This is a genomic window from Bombilactobacillus folatiphilus (assembly GCF_023380265.1).
Lineage (GTDB): Bacteria > Bacillota > Bacilli > Lactobacillales > Lactobacillaceae > Bombilactobacillus > Bombilactobacillus folatiphilus.
Genome location: NZ_CP093366.1, coordinates 763,376 through 779,484 on the forward strand (window position 1 = coordinate 763,376; position 16,109 = coordinate 779,484).

General features: G+C 36.8%; 12 protein-coding genes. 10 read left to right on the forward strand and 2 right to left on the reverse strand.

The window, feature by feature from the left end; translation table 11 throughout:
* The first annotated feature begins 125 nt into the window (after window positions 1-125).
* The 9 genes from MOO45_RS03925 (at window position 126) to MOO45_RS03965 (ending at window position 10,689) form a co-directional block, all read left to right on the forward strand.
* Window positions 126-1,334: a metal-dependent hydrolase family protein gene (locus MOO45_RS03925; RefSeq protein ID WP_249515077.1), complete on the forward strand. Its 1,209-nt coding sequence runs from the start codon at window positions 126-128 to the stop codon at window positions 1,332-1,334.
* A gap of 30 nt (window positions 1,335-1,364) precedes the next feature.
* Window positions 1,365-2,570 (forward strand): metal-dependent hydrolase family protein, encoded by a 1,206-nt coding sequence (locus MOO45_RS03930; RefSeq protein ID WP_249515078.1) that lies wholly within the window; start codon window positions 1,365-1,367, stop codon window positions 2,568-2,570.
* Window positions 2,571-2,673: 103 nt separating this feature from the next.
* Window positions 2,674-4,047 carry a glycoside hydrolase family 1 protein gene (locus MOO45_RS03935; RefSeq protein ID WP_249515079.1) on the forward strand — a complete coding sequence of 458 codons (1,374 nt, stop codon included), beginning with the start codon at window positions 2,674-2,676 and terminating at the stop codon, window positions 4,045-4,047.
* 29 nt (window positions 4,048-4,076) lie between these two features.
* Window positions 4,077-5,381 carry an alpha-L-fucosidase gene (locus MOO45_RS03940; protein WP_249515080.1) on the forward strand — a complete coding sequence of 435 codons (1,305 nt, stop codon included), beginning with the start codon at window positions 4,077-4,079 and terminating at the stop codon, window positions 5,379-5,381.
* Between the two features lie 84 nt (window positions 5,382-5,465).
* Complete coding sequence (locus MOO45_RS03945) at window positions 5,466-6,296, forward strand: exodeoxyribonuclease III (RefSeq protein ID WP_249515081.1); 831 nt, start codon at window positions 5,466-5,468, stop codon at window positions 6,294-6,296.
* Between the two features lie 21 nt (window positions 6,297-6,317).
* Window positions 6,318-7,016, forward strand: coding sequence for a nicotinamide mononucleotide transporter (locus tag MOO45_RS03950; protein WP_249515082.1), 699 nt, complete (start codon window positions 6,318-6,320; stop codon window positions 7,014-7,016).
* 72 nt (window positions 7,017-7,088) lie between these two features.
* Window positions 7,089-7,652: a hypothetical protein gene (locus MOO45_RS03955; protein WP_249515083.1), complete on the forward strand. Its 564-nt coding sequence runs from the start codon at window positions 7,089-7,091 to the stop codon at window positions 7,650-7,652.
* Window positions 7,653-7,731: 79 nt separating this feature from the next.
* On the forward strand, window positions 7,732-9,903 hold the full coding sequence (locus MOO45_RS03960; RefSeq protein WP_249515084.1) for a peptide cleavage/export ABC transporter: 2,172 nt from the start codon (window positions 7,732-7,734) through the stop codon (window positions 9,901-9,903).
* A gap of 114 nt (window positions 9,904-10,017) precedes the next feature.
* Window positions 10,018-10,689 carry a type 1 glutamine amidotransferase gene (locus MOO45_RS03965; protein ID WP_249515085.1) on the forward strand — a complete coding sequence of 224 codons (672 nt, stop codon included), beginning with the start codon at window positions 10,018-10,020 and terminating at the stop codon, window positions 10,687-10,689.
* Here MOO45_RS03965 and MOO45_RS03970 read toward each other — a convergent pair.
* Both MOO45_RS03970 and MOO45_RS03975 read right to left on the reverse strand, forming a co-directional pair.
* Complete coding sequence (locus MOO45_RS03970) at window positions 10,676-11,056, reverse strand: hypothetical protein (RefSeq protein ID WP_249515086.1); 381 nt, start codon at window positions 11,054-11,056, stop codon at window positions 10,676-10,678. The genes MOO45_RS03965 and MOO45_RS03970 overlap by 14 nt on opposite strands.
* Window positions 11,053-11,526: an alpha/beta fold hydrolase gene (locus MOO45_RS03975; RefSeq protein ID WP_249515087.1), complete on the reverse strand. Its 474-nt coding sequence runs from the start codon at window positions 11,524-11,526 to the stop codon at window positions 11,053-11,055. Before MOO45_RS03975 ends, MOO45_RS03970 begins: the two co-directional genes overlap by 4 nt.
* Before the next feature lie 229 nt (window positions 11,527-11,755).
* Between MOO45_RS03975 and cas9 the strand changes: the two genes are divergently transcribed.
* Window positions 11,756-15,916 carry a type II CRISPR RNA-guided endonuclease Cas9 gene (cas9, locus tag MOO45_RS03980; protein ID WP_317619047.1) on the forward strand — a complete coding sequence of 1,387 codons (4,161 nt, stop codon included), beginning with the start codon at window positions 11,756-11,758 and terminating at the stop codon, window positions 15,914-15,916.
* Window positions 15,917-16,109 lie beyond the last annotated feature (193 nt).

The following is a 16,109-nucleotide window of genomic DNA, read 5'->3' on the forward strand; positions in this document are numbered from 1 at the left end:
AAAATAATCTAATTTCTTCTAATAAATTATACTGCAAAAAATTAATTTGGCAATGATGACTTCAACAGGAAAAAGTGTTATTTTAATATGTAATCAACAAGTTAGATTTGATTTAGGAGATGTTTTTGATGAAAACTTTATTTAAAAATTCCAATTTATTCACGGGCACAACCAATGAAGTGATACCTAATGCTTGGTTTTTGATTGATGAGACTGGCAAAATAACGGCTAGTGGGACTAAAGAAAATGTGCCAACTGCCGATCAAGTGATTGACTTGGATGGTAAATATGTCATGCCAGGGTTGATTGATGTGCATACGCATGCCATGATGGATCCGGTTGGTAACGAAATGGAGTACTTATCAGAAACCGAGGCCACCGTGGCTTCTTTGCATAATTTCAAAGAATTATTAAAGGGTGGCGTTACCACGGCCAGAGAGTGTGGCAGTGTCTTTGATGTTGATATTAAATTAGCTAAAATGGCGGCCCAAGGTACTTATAGTTTTACTGCACCACAAATCATTCCATCGGGACGCCCAATGTCGATGACTGGTGGACATGGCGATTTTGTTGAAGGCTGGGATGGTAGTCAGACTTGGGGCTATTTAACGGATTCGCCTGATGAAATGCGTAAAGCCGTACGTACAGCCTTTAAATGGGGTGCAAAAAATATTAAGGTGATGGCGACAGGTGGTGTGATGTCAGCTACTGATCAGATTGATGATACTGAATTAAGTTTGGAAGAGCTTCAGGTTGCCGTTGAAGAAGCGCATTCTAAGCATATGACAGTTGCAGCACATGCAGAGGGCGCACGGGGAATTCATAATGCAGTTGTGGCGGGCGTGGACTCTGTTGAACATGGTTCGTATGTGACTGATGAAGATATTCAATTGATGATTGATAAAGGTATTTATTTAACACCAACTTTGATTGCTGGATATACTATTCCAAAATATGGTGACGGTAAATTACCCCAATATATGTTAGATAAAGCGCGTTCTTTTTTGGATACGTATTTTGAACGGGTTGGCGCAGCTATTAAAGCCGGTGTAAAAATTTCATTTGGGACTGATTCTGGGACACCGTTCAATCGTTTCAGTGAAGCTTCTAAAGAATTAGAGCTGATGGTTAGCGTTGGGGCAACTAATTATCAAGCACTGGTGGCAGCAGGATCTTCAGCGGCACAGTTATTGAAAATTGATGACGAGTATGGAACTTTAGAGACAGGCAAGTATGCTGATTTTCTAGTCTTGGATGGTAATCCTTTAGTTGATATTAAGGCTGTTCAACAAGTAGACAAGGCAGTTTATCAGCATGGTAACAAAGTCTTTTAAATTGGCTATGGCTGAGGTTAGGGAGAATTAATGACAACTTTTATTAAAAATATTTCTCTGTTTGATGGTTTGCATGAGCAGTTTGAAGAAAATGCTTATCTAGGTTTTGATCCCCGAACAGGCAAAATTACAGAATTGGGTACGGGTCAGTTTGTTTGTGATGCGACAGATTCGGTCGTTGATGGTAAAAATCAATATCTATTGCCCGGGTTGATCAACGCACACACGCATATTATGTGGGATCCTAATGCCAATAAATTAGAATATTTATCTGAGAGTGAAGTAACCGTCAATGCGTTACACAATTTGAAATTGCTGTTAAATGCTGGTGTGACCTATATTCGAGATTGTGGGAGTGCCTTTGGAATTGATGTCAAATTAGCTCGCTTGATTCAGCAAGGTCAAATTAGCGGTCCAGATATTATAGCTTCTGGTCGACCAATGTCGATGACTGGTGGACACGGAGATCTTATTGAAGGCGCCCATGGTGAAGTTGTTTGGGGACATCTTGTAGATTCCAAGGATGCTATGCGTCAAGCTGTTCGTGAGGAATTCAAACATGGTGTTAAAAATATTAAAGTAATGGCGACAGGTGGTGTGATGTCGGCCACTGATGAGATTGACGATATCGAATTAAGTGAATCAGAATTGAGTGTGGCAGTCGCAGAAGCACATACAAAGCATATGACAGTGGCTGCACACGCCCAAGGTAATCAGGGCATTACTAATGCTTTGCGAGCAGGTGTCGATTCTATTGAACATGGAATTTATCTAGATGAACGACAAGCTCAGTATATGAAAGATCATCATATATTTTTGGTGCCTACGCTCAATGCGCCAACTTGTATTGCTGAACAAGGTGTAGGTATTTTGCCTGATTATATGTTACGTAAAAATGATCAAGTCAAAGATGATTTTTTTCAAAATATGAGAATGGCTTTCAAACTGGGGGTACCTATAGTTGTTGGGACAGACGCAGGCACGTCGTTTAATCAGTTTGATACAGGCACAGCAAAGGAAATGGCGTTGTTGGTTTCCGTCGGTGCGACGAATGCTCAAGCTTTACAGGCAGCAACGCGTTATGCGGCAGAATTGTTACGGATTGATGAGGCTTATGGTACTTTAGAAGTAGGCAAGAATGCTGATTTATTATTGCTAGATCAAAATCCATTGGAAGATATTACCGCTATGGAATATGCTCAAAAACGAGTTTATAAAAATGGACATTTAGTTTGAAAATGATTGTTTGATTAAAAACTTATTCTTTACAAAAGAATAAGCTTTTTTTATAATTTTATTTGGAAACGCTTTAAATTATGGAAAGGATAGGAAGATTAGTATGTCGAGAACAATGCCGGAATCATTTTTGTGGGGGAATTCGACTTCGAGTATGCAAACCGAAGGTGCCTTTGACGAGGGAGGTAAAGGTAAGTCTGTTTATGATACATATCCAGCGACGGCTCATAGTTCTGATTGGCATGTTGCGATTGATGAATATCATCGCTATCTTGAAGATTTCGATTTAATGGCTCAACAAGGAATTAATTGTTACCGATTTCAAATTTCTTGGAGTCGCGTGAATCCGCAAGGTGACGGTGATTTTAATTCTGAAGGAATTGATTTTTATTCACGTATGATTGATGAATTGTTGGCACGGGGAATTCAGCCGATGATTTGTCTCTATCATTTTGACATGCCGCTGCATTTAGCCGAAAAGTACAATGGTTTTATTGATCGTCATGTTGTAAAAGCATTTGTGCGTTACGCTCAAAAAATGATTGATTTATTTGGTGATCGAGTCCAATACTGGTTAACTTTTAATGAACAAAATTTATATTTAACGACCCAAGGATTTAAAATTTCGGGTTATCTTCATGGTCCTAGATCCTCAGCGGAATTGTTTAAAATTACTCATCATTTGTTTGTAGCACATGCTCAGATTGCCAATTATTTACATGCCAAAACGAATGCTCAGATTGGTGGCATGTTGGCTTATAGTGAAGTCTATCCTGTATCTGCTGACCCCAAGGATAATTTATTTGCGCGCCAAATTGATGAATTTATGAATAAAAATTTTTTGGATGTGTTTGTCAATGGAAAATATTCCACGGAAGTTCAACAATTTATCGCTAACCAGCAAATTGATATAGACTGGCAAACGAGTGATCAAGCACTATTTAATCAGCTATCTAGTGATTTTATTGCTTTTAGCTATTATCAAAGTTTGACAATTAGTAGTCGCTTAGTCCCAGCGGGGATGGCTCCAAATTTGTATTTGGATTATGGTGCTAAAGAAAATCCATTTTTGAATGTGAATGAGTGGGGTTGGTCGATTGATCCGTTAGGTTTTCGGGATGTCTTGAGTAAAACTTATAATCAATATCACATACCAATGTTTCCGATCGAAAATGGCTTGGGAGTACGGGAAGAATATCATGGTGAAATCTTACAAGATGATTACCGCATTGCATATCATCGAGCCCATTTGCAAGCACTGCAAGATGCTATGTTTGAAGATGGGGTTCAAGTGTTAGGTTATTTGGGCTGGGGCTTGATTGATATTCCGAGCTCATCGGGTAATATGGATAAGCGCTATGGAATGGTTTATGTGAATCGAACAAATCATGATTTGCGTGATTTACAGCGAATTCCGAAGCAAAGTTATTGGTGGTTTCAAAAGGTAATCCAAAGTAATGGTGCTAATTTGGATTAATGTTGTTAGATTTTTAGTAAGGAAGATAAATGAATCAAAAAATTAGGCAAGACATTGTTAAAAATCAGGCTGCAGTTGCAGAAAATTATCAAAATTTATCGTCCATTTTACGAGATAAATTAGCATGGTTTCAAGATCAAAAATTGGGTGTTCTTATCCATTGGGGGCTGTACTCGCAAGCTGGGATTATCGAATCATGGCAGTTATCTAAAGAAGATACTTGGGCTCGCAAAAACGGTGCTTGGCGAGCTGATTTGCAGACTTTGCGTCATGATTATTGGAATTTAAATCATGATTTTAATCCAGTGTTCTTTGATCCCCAGGATTGGGCGCAACAATTAAAAGCAGCAGGTTTTAAGTATACACTTTTCACGACCAAGCACCATGACGGTTTTAATATGTATGATACTAAGTTTAGTGATTATAAAATAACAGCTGACGATTCGGCTTTTGCGAAAAATCCTTACGCTGACGTCTTTAAACACTTAAATCAAGCTTTTCGTCAAGTCGGTTTGGCAACAGGTGCTTATTACTCTAAAGCTGACTGGCATTCTGAAGATTATTGGCTTCCCGGCTCCAATCCACGCGGACGTTACGCCAGTTACGATCCACAAACGGATCCTAAGCACTGGCAGCGATTTAACAACTATGTGCAAAATCAATTAGTGGAAATTTGTCAAGATTATGGTTCGATTGATATTTTGTGGCTGGATGGTGGTTGGGTTAATAGTCAAAACCATGAGCAATTAGACATGGACCAAATTGTGACTCAAATTAGGACGATCAAACCTGATACGTTGATTGTTGATCGAACAATCGGTGGCCAATATGAAAATTATGTAACACCTGAACAACAAATTCCGGATATTGCGCCTAAAAAAGTTTGGGAGAGTAATTTAACTTTGGCTCAAAATTGGGGTTACGTACCTCATGACAAGTATAAGAGTTTTGCTGAAATTTTAGATTCTATTGTAAAAATCATTACATTAGGGGGAAATGTTGTTTTAGGGATAGGACCGAAGCCTGATGGAACTTTTCCTGTTGAAGCGCAGAAAATTATGCAACAGTTAGGAGCTTGGCTGCAGGTGTTTGGAGAAGCGGTTTATGAAACGCGTGCTGGAGCGGTCGCGCCGCTATTGTGTACTAAAAAAAATCATACATTGTATTTGTTTTTTAAACAGCAATCTGTGGGCCAAAAGTTAAACCTATCACGTTTATTAACGCATTCATCCCAAGTTTTGGTCCTTGAAACAAAACAGTTTATCACCGTACAACAGGGGCAAATAATTTTACCAGTAACCAAGTTTCCATATGGAGTCTTAAAAATAGAATAATTAATTGCTTAAGTAAAAACTATTGCTTAATCTTTTTTAATTTGGGTATAATAAGTTATAAAATTTGAGAAAAGAGTTAAGTCGATGAAGTTCATTTCATGGAATATTGATAGTATTAACGCTGCTGTAGAACATAAGTCCAATCGTGGTGAAATGACGTGGCAGGTTTTACAGAAGTTGGCAGCCGAACAACCAGATGTTTTGGCCATCCAAGAAACCAAATTGCGACCATCAGGGTTAACCTCGAAACAAGCGGATGCTTTAACTGAATTGTTTGGTGGTTACTATCGTTATGTTCGATCAAGTACAGGCCGTAGCGGTTATTCAGGGACGATGATGTTTACTAAAATTAAGCCGGTCAATGTGACATATCCTAAACTAAATGCTCCAGAGGCAATGGATTTGGAGGGCCGTGTGATTACTTTGGAGTTTCCTCATTGCTATGTAACCACGGTTTATACACCTAATTCTGGTCGAAAATTAGATCGTTTACCTCAACGAATGCTCTGGGACGATACCTATCGGGATTATTTACAAAAATTAAATCAACATAAGCCAGTCATTGCGTCGGGGGATTTTAACGTAGCTCATCGAGATATTGATCTGAAACATCCAGCTGCTAATCATCATCATGCTGGTTTTACTGATGAAGAACGTCAAAAATTCACTTTATTATTACATGCAGGTTTTACAGACACTTTTCGTTATTTACATCCTGACCAGTCCGGTGTTTATACTTGGTGGTCGCAAATTTCTAAAACGGCTAAGGTGAATAATTCAGGTTGGCGCATTGATTATTACTTAGTTTCCGAAAGTTTGAACCAGCAAATTGCGGCTTTTAATGTGGTAAACACTGGCGAACGTCAAGATCATGCCCCAATTAAGTTACAAATGAAGTCTACATTTAAATTATAAGAAGGTATATAAAAAGGGAATATGTGGGAAAAATTAGCAAAATCTATTTGGTTTGATTTGTTAGGTGTCGCGATTGTTGTTGCCATTTCTTTGGCGTCGGGATATTTAACGGAAAGTTTAAACGATGTGACACATTGGGGTACTTGGGCGCAATTTGTTCCGTTTGGCATCATTAGTATTTTGAATACAGTTTTGTCGGTAATGTCGACACGCTTGACGGGACGAATGTTGAATGCGGGCAATGTTGTCGGGATTATCAATACAATTTTGTCAGGGGTTATTGATTACTTGTTAGGAAATCAGGCAGCAGTGATCACGTATCCAATTACTTTTTTGATTTATGTTTTAGCGATCAATAAATGGACGCACAGTGAAAAGTATCAAGCAGCTGCCCCATTAACTGGCCTGAAGGGGATTTTGGTGACGATTGTTATTTTTGTTGCCAGTTTCATTTTTAGTTTTTTGACGAACTATTTAGGATACCACGGCCAAACTAATGTGCTCTTTTGGATTACGACGATTGTTTTTGGCTTGTCAATGGGGTCTAACATTTTGAATGCAATGAAATTGACCTTGCAGTGGCCATTTTGGTTAGTCTACGATTTGGCGCAGTTGATGAAAGCTTTCGTGCAAGGTAATTTTGCAAATGTTGGCAAGTATATTTATTATATTATTAATTCTGTGGCGGCACTTAGTTTTTGGCAAAAGCGCACGGTTTAATAATTAAGCCAGTTTGTGGTTGATTATGAAAACAGTTGCAATTAATTGAGATGAGGAGTAATTTGAGATTAGGTGTTGTTTTGGAAAGAAGATAATGCAATGTTAACTTTTGGAAAAAGAGCATCCTATCGACCGTTATTAACAAGTATTTTGACGGGGTTAATCTTTAGTCTGATTATTGGAGATATTTTGGGTTTAACTTTTGGGATCGTGACATTTGTGGTAGTTATGGTGTTGTGCCTATTGTGGTATGTTCATCGCTTGCCGCATATTTATGGCTATTTGCATATGGGGCATGATCAAATTAATTATTATGATATGCGTAATTTTTGGTCAAGATTGTATTTGCTCTTTTGGCCGTTCGCTCAAACTACACAGTTAACTTTTGATCAGATTGCTGCCGTAACTCTTAATGGTGATTTGGTTTCTGAACCTGAGTTTGATACGCTAATTCCAACCACAGCTAGGTATGGGTGGTGGTATTCAACGATTCAGATGGGCAAGCATCCCATGAGTTTAAAATTAAAGTTGATAGATGGACGAGAAATTGCTATAGATTTGTCGCGAGATTATGTCTATAATCCGGTGCAATTTAAAGATCGAGTGCAACAATTTAGTCTAAAATTAGTTCATTAACATATATTTGTTTGAGGCAGGCTTAGTAGTTATATTCAGTTTGCTTTTTATTAATATAAAAAATGGAAATGGATAAAAAATGTTGAATATCAAACGAATTTATACACCCCAAGTCGACGAGCAAGATTGTGGTGTGGCAGCATTAGCGATGATTTTAAAAAATTATGGGTCTCGCGTTTCGTTAGCTCAATTGCGGATGTATACGAAAACTACGACGGCTGGTACCACTGCTTTTGGAATAAAAAAAGCAGCCGAACAATTTCACTTGGATGTTCAAGCTGTTCAAGCGGACCTGGCCTTATTTCAAACTAAACAAGTTCCATACCCCTTTATCGCACATGTTGTGAAAAAAGGTAATTTAGAACATTATTATGTAGTGCTAAAGGCTAATAAACATCATATTGCCATTGCGGATCCGAATTCAGCCGTTAAAATAGTAAAAATGGATTATCAACAATTTGCACAAGAATGGACAGGGGTGGCTTTATTTTTTCAACCAACAGCCGATTATCACCCTGTTCAGAATCAGCAGCGAGAATCTTTGTTACAATTTATTCCCGTTATTTTTAAGCAAAAACGGCTTTTAGCTAAAATTATCTTAGCGGCTTTGATTGTCACCATCATTAGTATCCTAGGTTCTTATTTTGTGCAGAGTTTGATTGATACATACATTCCTCAGCAACTGGTTAACACTTTGTCCATTATTGCAATAGGCTTATTAGTAGCCTACGTTTTCCAAGCAGTGTTTTCTTATATCCAAAATTGCTTGTTAGCTGTTTTGGGGCAACATTTATCTGTTGATATTTTGTTGGATTATGTGCGCCATTTGTTTGAATTGCCCATGTCCTTTTTTGCCACTCGGAAGACTGGTGATGTAATTTCGCGCTTTAACGATGCTAGTAAAATTACCGATGCTTTAGCGAGTTCCATTATTTCGATTGGATTAGATTTGACAATTGTTTTATTGACGGGCGTCGTATTAACAATCCAAAACCGGCTATTATTTATCATTACTTTGTTGGTATTACCTGTTTATATGGTAATTATTTGGTCATTTAACAAGCCATTTGTGAAGTTGAATCAAAAGCAAATGGAAAGTAATTCACAATTAAATTCTACAATTATTGAAGATTTGCATGGTATGGAAACCATCAAATCGTTATCCAGCGAACACCAGAGTTATCAAAAAATAGACCACGAATTTAGTGATGTCTTAGAAAAAAGTTTGAAATATATAAAAGCCGACCAATTACAGCAAGCTTTGAAGCTGTTTGTGCAATTAGGATTGAGTGTGGTTATTTTGTGGGTAGGAGCCATCTTGGTTGTGCACAAGGTTTTAACGGTGGGGCAATTGATGACTTTCAATGCTTTGTTAACGTATTTTACGAACCCGTTGCAAAATATCATTAATTTGCAACCGAAAATCAAAAGTGCTCAAGTAGCTAATAATCGTCTCAATGAGATTTATTTAGTGGAATCTGAGTTTAAGCAATCACGCCCGCTTCAAGATCCCACATTATTACAAGGTGATATTACTTTTAACAATGTTAGTTACCATTATGGCTATGGTGCAGATGTAGTTCGTGATGTTTCTTTAACGATTCCTGCACAGACCAAATTGACGATTGTGGGTATGAGTGGCTCAGGTAAGTCCACTTTAGTCAAATTGTTGGTGGATTTTTTTACACCAACACAGGGTCAAATTTTGATTAACGGGCACCAGCTTACGGCAATTGATAAAATGACTTTACGGCAGCAGATTGTTTATGTACCGCAGGAGCCATATATTTTTTCAGGTACCATTTTAGAAAATCTCCAGCTTGGTAATCGATCGGGCGTACAATTAGCTGATGTTCGACAAGCTTGCCAAATTGCACAAATTCAAATGGAAATTGAGCAGCTGCCTTTACAATATGAAACCAAATTAGATGAAAACGGTGATATGTTATCGGGCGGGCAAAAACAACGGTTAACAATTGCGCGTGCATTACTGTCGCCAGCGCAAGTTTTGATTTTTGATGAATCAACGAGTGGTTTGGATGCTATCACGGAAGCCAAATTAGTCCAAGCGTTGCTGTGTTTGCCTCAAACTGTGATTTTTATTGCCCATCGACTAGCGATTGCTCAAAAAACGAATAATATTGTGGTCCTAAAACAGGGCAAACTCATTGAACAAGGAACACACCAAGCATTGGTAGCACAGCAAGGTGAGTATTATCGTTTGTTGAAGGCTACAGGATCAGGATTATAATCGTATAACTTGAAACTAATTATAATACTTTGTTGTGAATTTGCCTTTTATTGCGAAACTATTTTTGATCTTAAATATAATGATTGAATAATTAATTTGGAGGAGGACTTCGTCATGCGCATGAATATTCTGCAACACACGCCTAATGAAGGTCCGGGCACAATTTTAGATTGGGCGCAAAGTAGGGATAATGAAGTATTTATTTATCATCCAGCGCAGTTTCAAATTTTACCGAAAGCTTCAGAAACGGATTTTCTGGTGATTTTGGGTGGTCCCATGAGCCCCAATGATCAATTGTCTTGGATTCAACAAGAACGATTCTTAATTCAGGAATTATTGAACCAAAATAAGCCTATCTTTGGAGTTTGCTTTGGTGCGCAGCAAATTTCCAAAACATTGGGTTATGCCGTGGTGAAAGCACCGATCAAAGAAGTTGGCTGGGGTAACGTTGTATTACAAAGTCAAGCTATTCCTAAATTGCCTACAAAATTAGACGTTTTACATTGGCATGAAGAAACATTTGTGATGCCGCAACAAGCGAAATTGTTGTTTTCTAATCAATATTTAGCTAATCAAGGTTTTTTGTTAGGCCATCATGTGGCGGGATTGCAGTTTCATCTGGAACCTAAGTTGTTAAATGTGCGTGAAATGGCGATTAATGACCAGCAATACGTACAAAATTCAATTTTTCAGCAAAGTGTCACCGAAATTTTGGAGCATCCAGTGCCAAGCGTTAATCGTCAAGCAATGTTTGTACTTCTTGATTATTTGGTTACGCAGGATTAATTTTTTCACTTTGGACCAAATAATTAGCGATGAACTGAGCCATCAATTTGGGATGTAACCAGTGTAAAAAGTGATGTCCGTTAAGTTTGATTTGGATTGAATATGGATTTTGGTTGAAGTATGGGTTGCCATATTGTTCATATCCTGCAGCATTTAGGGATGAAATGAAACTTAAGGCGGATATTTCGTCAGGTAACTGGAGATTTTTCATGGACTCTAGCGTTTGAGGTGCTGCTTTTAATTCGGCAATTTCAGTGGTTGAACCGGATAAGTCAGTATAAAGTTTTTGACAACGTGTTGCTAAATCAGCTGGTAATAATGGATTGATGTCAGCATCTGGAATAATTGATTGCCTCTGAGCTTTCAACTGTCGATTGGTCTGGGCTGGGATTCTTCTAAACTATCTTGAAAGGGATCAGTGTAAGATTTCATAATTTCGACAGTGGTTGGATCAATGCTAATGAATCCCTTGATATTGGTGTTCAGTGTTGCTTGATGGAGGGTAGCCAATAAATACAAAGAACTAAAGCTATGACAACATAGATAAACTTCGTTGAGCGGTAATTGATTTAAAAATATTGTAATTTCTTGAACAATATTTTGTGAATTACGTTTCAAATTGTGCGGTTGAGAACTGGAACCAGATCCTAACAAATCTACACAGAGGCAGTTTATAGTTTGCGGAAGTTCATTCACCAGGCCGTAAAAATCAAAATAAGAACAACCAATTCCCATTGCTGTGAAGAAAAGCAAATTGATGTGTGGTGAAGTTAATTTTTGCGTTGATATATAAGAAAAAGTACCTGCTTTGGTTGTTAGTTTGTGGTGAAAAATCATATATATTCTCCTGACTCAATTTGATTAAAACTTCCTCTACCTTATAGAGAAAATTTTTTATTTGCTTTCATTTTAGCAATTAATAAATTAAAAATTTAACTTGCTTATTTATAAGGTTTGGATTCAAATGTATTTTTTGGATTAAAAGGTTATAATGTTCTAAAGTAAGCGTTTTTAAAATTGGAGTATAAAGGAGATCGTTATGACTAAAGTCAAGTAGGATTACATTGTGTGCTTAGATATTGGAACTAATTCTTGTGGTTTTGCAGCCATGGATATGAAAAATCAATTACTACATCTTCAAGGCAAAACTGCGATTGGTGCGCGGTTGTTTGAAGAAGGAAAATCTGCTGCTGAACGACGCGGTTTTCGTACGACGCGTCGTCGTCTGAAACGGCGAAAATGGCGTTTGCGCTTATTAGAAGAATTTTTTGATGATGAGATGTCTCAAGTTGATCCGTATTTCTTTGCCCGAATGCGCGAGTCGGGCTTATCACCTTTGGATCATCAAAAAACTGCGCAAGCAATTGTTTTCCCTACTCCCAATGAAGATCATGCTTTTTATTGCGATTATCCAACCATCTACCATTTACGAAAAGCTTTAATGACTCAAGATAAAAAATTTGATTTACGTTTGGTATATTTAGCAATTCATCACATTGTTAAGTATCGTGGGAACTTTTTACAGAAGGATGGTGTTGATAATTTTAACGCTTCCAAAATCGAAGTTGGTAAAGTTTTAAAAAAGCTCAATTATTTTTTTGCTGAAATCAATCCAGATCATCCAATCCAATTAGCTATTCAAAATTCTGCCGAGATTGAAGCTGTTTTGCGTGATGTCAAAAAATCTAAAACTGATAAAGTTAAAAGCATTGGTGAATTATTGGTTTCTGATTCCAATCATGATAAAAATACGAAAGCCATTGCGAGTCAAATTGCGAAAGCTATTATGGGTTATAAAACACAATTTGAAACTATTTTATCGCAAGAGATTGATTCTGATAGTAAAAGTGAATGGCAGTTTAAATTAAGTGATTCAGATGCCGATGATAAATTAGCGGCAATTACGGATCAGGTTGATGAAACTGGTCAAGAAATTATTGAAGTTATTCAATCATTATTTGGTGCAATTACGCTGAGTGGAATTGTGGATGAAGGTAAAAGTTTATCCGAGTCAATGGTTCGTAAATATGATGATCATAAAAAAGATTTAAAGTTATTGAAACAAGTTATTAAGCAGCATCCCGATCGCGATAAAGCTCAAAACTTGCAACTAGCTTATGATTTGTATGTTAATAATCGCCATGGGCAACTGCTAAAAGCTAAAAATAAGTTCAGTGCTAAAAAAGTTATGAGTAAAGAAGAATTTTATAAAACGATTGAGAAGAATTTAGATGATTCTTCTGAAGTTAATGCAATTCTAGAGAAAATAGCTTTGGATACATTTATGCCGAAGCAAAGAACCAGTGCCAATGGTGTGATTCCTTTTCAACTTCACCAAATTGAATTAGATCAAATCATTAAAAATCAGAGTAAATATTATCCATTTTTAGCGCAGCGTAATCCTATCATTGAACATCAAAAGCAAGCCGCTTATAAGCTTGATGAATTAATTCGTTTCAGAGTGCCATATTATGTAGGACCAATGATTACAAAAGAAAACCAAATTAAAACTTCAGGGACTGAGTTTGCGTGGATGATCCGTAATCAAAATGACCCTAAGCCTAATGAAGCTATTACACCTTGGAATTTTGATGAAAAAGTCGATCGGATGGCAACGGCTAATCAATTCATTAAGCGGATGACCACGAAGGATACTTATTTGTTGGGTGAAGACGTTTTGCCGGCGAATAGTTTGCTATATCAAAAATTTACAGTTTTAAATGAGCTAAATAACCTTCGAGTTAACGGTCAACATTTAAAAGCAGCTACAAAACAAGATGTTTATGAGAATCTGTTTAAGCAAAACAAGACTGTTTCTAAAAAATGTTTGAATGCGTATTTATGTCAAAGCTATCAAATGGCGAGTGTGAAAATCGAGGGTCTGGCTGATGAACATAAATTCAATTCCAGTTTAAAAACATATAATCAATTTAAAAAGTTTATTCCACTATCTATTTTGGATAATGCTGACTATCAAGCTGATTTAGAGAAAATCATTGAGTGGTCCACAATTTTTGAGGATCGTCATATTTATCAAGCTAAATTGGAACAAGCCCAGACTGAACAAATTTCTTGGTTGACTGGTAAGCAAATTGGTTGCTTACTGAAATTACGCCATCAGGGTTGGGGAAGCTTGTCGTATAAATTGTTGATCAATTTGCATGATGATAATGGTCAGAACATTATCGAACGGTTATGGGATAGTCAATTGAATTTTATGCAAATTGTCAAAGAACCTGCTTTTAAATCGGTAATTGATCAAGCCAATTCATCTTTAGTTAAAGATAACCAAGAAAATGCGGTAGAAGATGTGCTGGCAGATGCTTACACCTCACCTGCTAATAAAAAAGCCATTCGCCAAGTAGTGAAGGTAGTTGCCGATATTGTTAAAGCAGCAGGCGGGAAAATTCCAGCAAAATTTGCCATTGAGTTTACTCGCGAACCGCAAAAAAATCCGCAATTGTCTAAGCAGCGAGGCAAACAATTAAAAGAAGCTTATAAAGAAATTGCTAATCAATTAGTTGAGCAAGGTGTTAAGGATGAATTAGATTCAGCTATCCAGAGCAAGCAATTAGTTAGAGACAAATATTATCTATACTTTATGCAGGGTGGACGCGATGCGTATACTGGTCAGACTATCAATATTGATGACATTACTACTAAATACCAAATTGATCACATTTTGCCACAATCTTTTATTAAGGATGACTCTTTGAATAATCGTGTTCTAACAGCTTCTGCACTAAACAATGCTAAATCTGATGATGTTCCGTTCAAGCATTTTGCCAATAAGCTAGTCCCTGATTTAAAGATCAGTGTATCTGAAATGTGGAAACAATGGCAAAAAGCGGGGATGATTAGCAAGTTTAAATTAAATAACTTACAATTAGATCCCGATAATTTGGATAAGTATAAACGTGCAGGTTTTGTTAATCGCCAATTGGTCGAAACAAGTCAAGTAATTAAATTGGTAACGATTATTTTGCAGACCAAATATCCTGAAGCGGAAATTATTACTGTTAAAGCTAGTTATAATCATGCTTTGAGGAAACGATTAGATTTGTATAAAAGTCGAGAGGTTAACGACTATCATCATGCAATCGATGCATATTTGTCGGCAATTTGTGGTAATTATCTATATCAAATGTATCCTAATTTGCGCCAATTTTTTGTCTACGGAAAATTCAAAAAGATGAATGCCGATTCTGATAGAAATCATGCTGCTATCAAGGAACTCAATAATTTTAATTTTATTGGTTTACTGTTGCAAAAAGATCGACCAGGTCATTCAACTGTTGAGAAAATCTATCGTCCACATACTGATGAGTTACTTTTTGAAAAACATCCGGATATTTTTGATCCGTTGCGGCACGCTTATAGTTTTAAGCATATGTTGATTTCTAGAGAAACTTATACGCAAGATCAAGAAATGTTTGGCATGACACTTTATCCTAGATTGGAACGCGATACTAAGAAGACTAGAACGTTAGTTCCTAAGTCTAAGAACTTGGATCCAAACATTTACGGTGGTTATTCTAGTAATACAAATGCTTATCTGGCGATTATAAAGATTAACAAAGCCAGCGAATCAACCTATAAAGTGGTTAGTGTGCCTATGCGTATTTTAGGTAAATTAAATCAAACCCAAAATGTTATCGAACATGATAACTTATTAAAAGAATATCTAGCGCCAACAATTTTAGATAAACGTGGGGTTAGAGATTTTTCAATTGTCAAAGGGAAAGTTCATTACAAACAAGTCGTTTGGGATGGCAATCGGAAATATATGTTAGGATCGGCAACTTATCTTTATAACGCCAAACAATTAACATTATCAACTGAAGCTATGCGTGTGGTAACGGGTGATTTTAAGACTAATGATGACGAATCTTTATTGTTAGACCAGGTTTTTGATGAAATCTTAACCAAAGTTGATCAATATTTGCCACTCTTTGATGTTGGAAAAGCACGTGAAAAATTGCACCACGGTCGAACTAAATTTTATGATTTGTCTGTTATTGACAAAAAATATGTTGTTCATCAATTACTCATTGGTTTACATGACAATCCGGCCCAAGGTGATACACTTAAGATTGGTTTTAGTAATGGTATGAAATTGGGATTGATGAAATTAGGTTCAGGTATTACTTTGTCTCCGAATACTAAATTAATTTATCGATCTCCAACGGGATTGTTCGAAAAGCGGATCAAAATTACTGATTTGTAAGCAAATAGAGAATCCAATTTTCGGATTCTCTATTTTTAGGCAATAAAAAATCCCAGCCATAGGGTTAGGGATAAGTGTTGAAACTTTGCTTTCGCATTGTTTGATTTTAAATCTAGTTGTTAGATCAATAAGGTTTATTGCTGGGAGCTACCCAACAAGGACAATATACCATTAATTAGACTAAAAGACAAGG

Coding starts and splice junctions, on each gene's coding strand:
- MOO45_RS03940 (WP_249515080.1), top strand. CDS start 4,077: ATGAATCAAAAAATTAGGCAAGACATTGTTAAAAATCAGGCTGCAGTT.
- MOO45_RS03935 (WP_249515079.1), top strand. CDS start 2,674: ATGTCGAGAACAATGCCGGAATCATTTTTGTGGGGGAATTCGACTTCG.
- MOO45_RS03975 (WP_249515087.1), bottom strand. CDS start 11,526: ATGATTTTTCACCACAAACTAACAACCAAAGCAGGTACTTTTTCTTAT.
- MOO45_RS03930 (WP_249515078.1), top strand. CDS start 1,365: ATGACAACTTTTATTAAAAATATTTCTCTGTTTGATGGTTTGCATGAG.
- MOO45_RS03950 (WP_249515082.1), top strand. CDS start 6,318: ATGTGGGAAAAATTAGCAAAATCTATTTGGTTTGATTTGTTAGGTGTC.
- MOO45_RS03965 (WP_249515085.1), top strand. CDS start 10,018: ATGCGCATGAATATTCTGCAACACACGCCTAATGAAGGTCCGGGCACA.
- MOO45_RS03945 (WP_249515081.1), top strand. CDS start 5,466: ATGAAGTTCATTTCATGGAATATTGATAGTATTAACGCTGCTGTAGAA.
- MOO45_RS03960 (WP_249515084.1), top strand. CDS start 7,732: ATGTTGAATATCAAACGAATTTATACACCCCAAGTCGACGAGCAAGAT.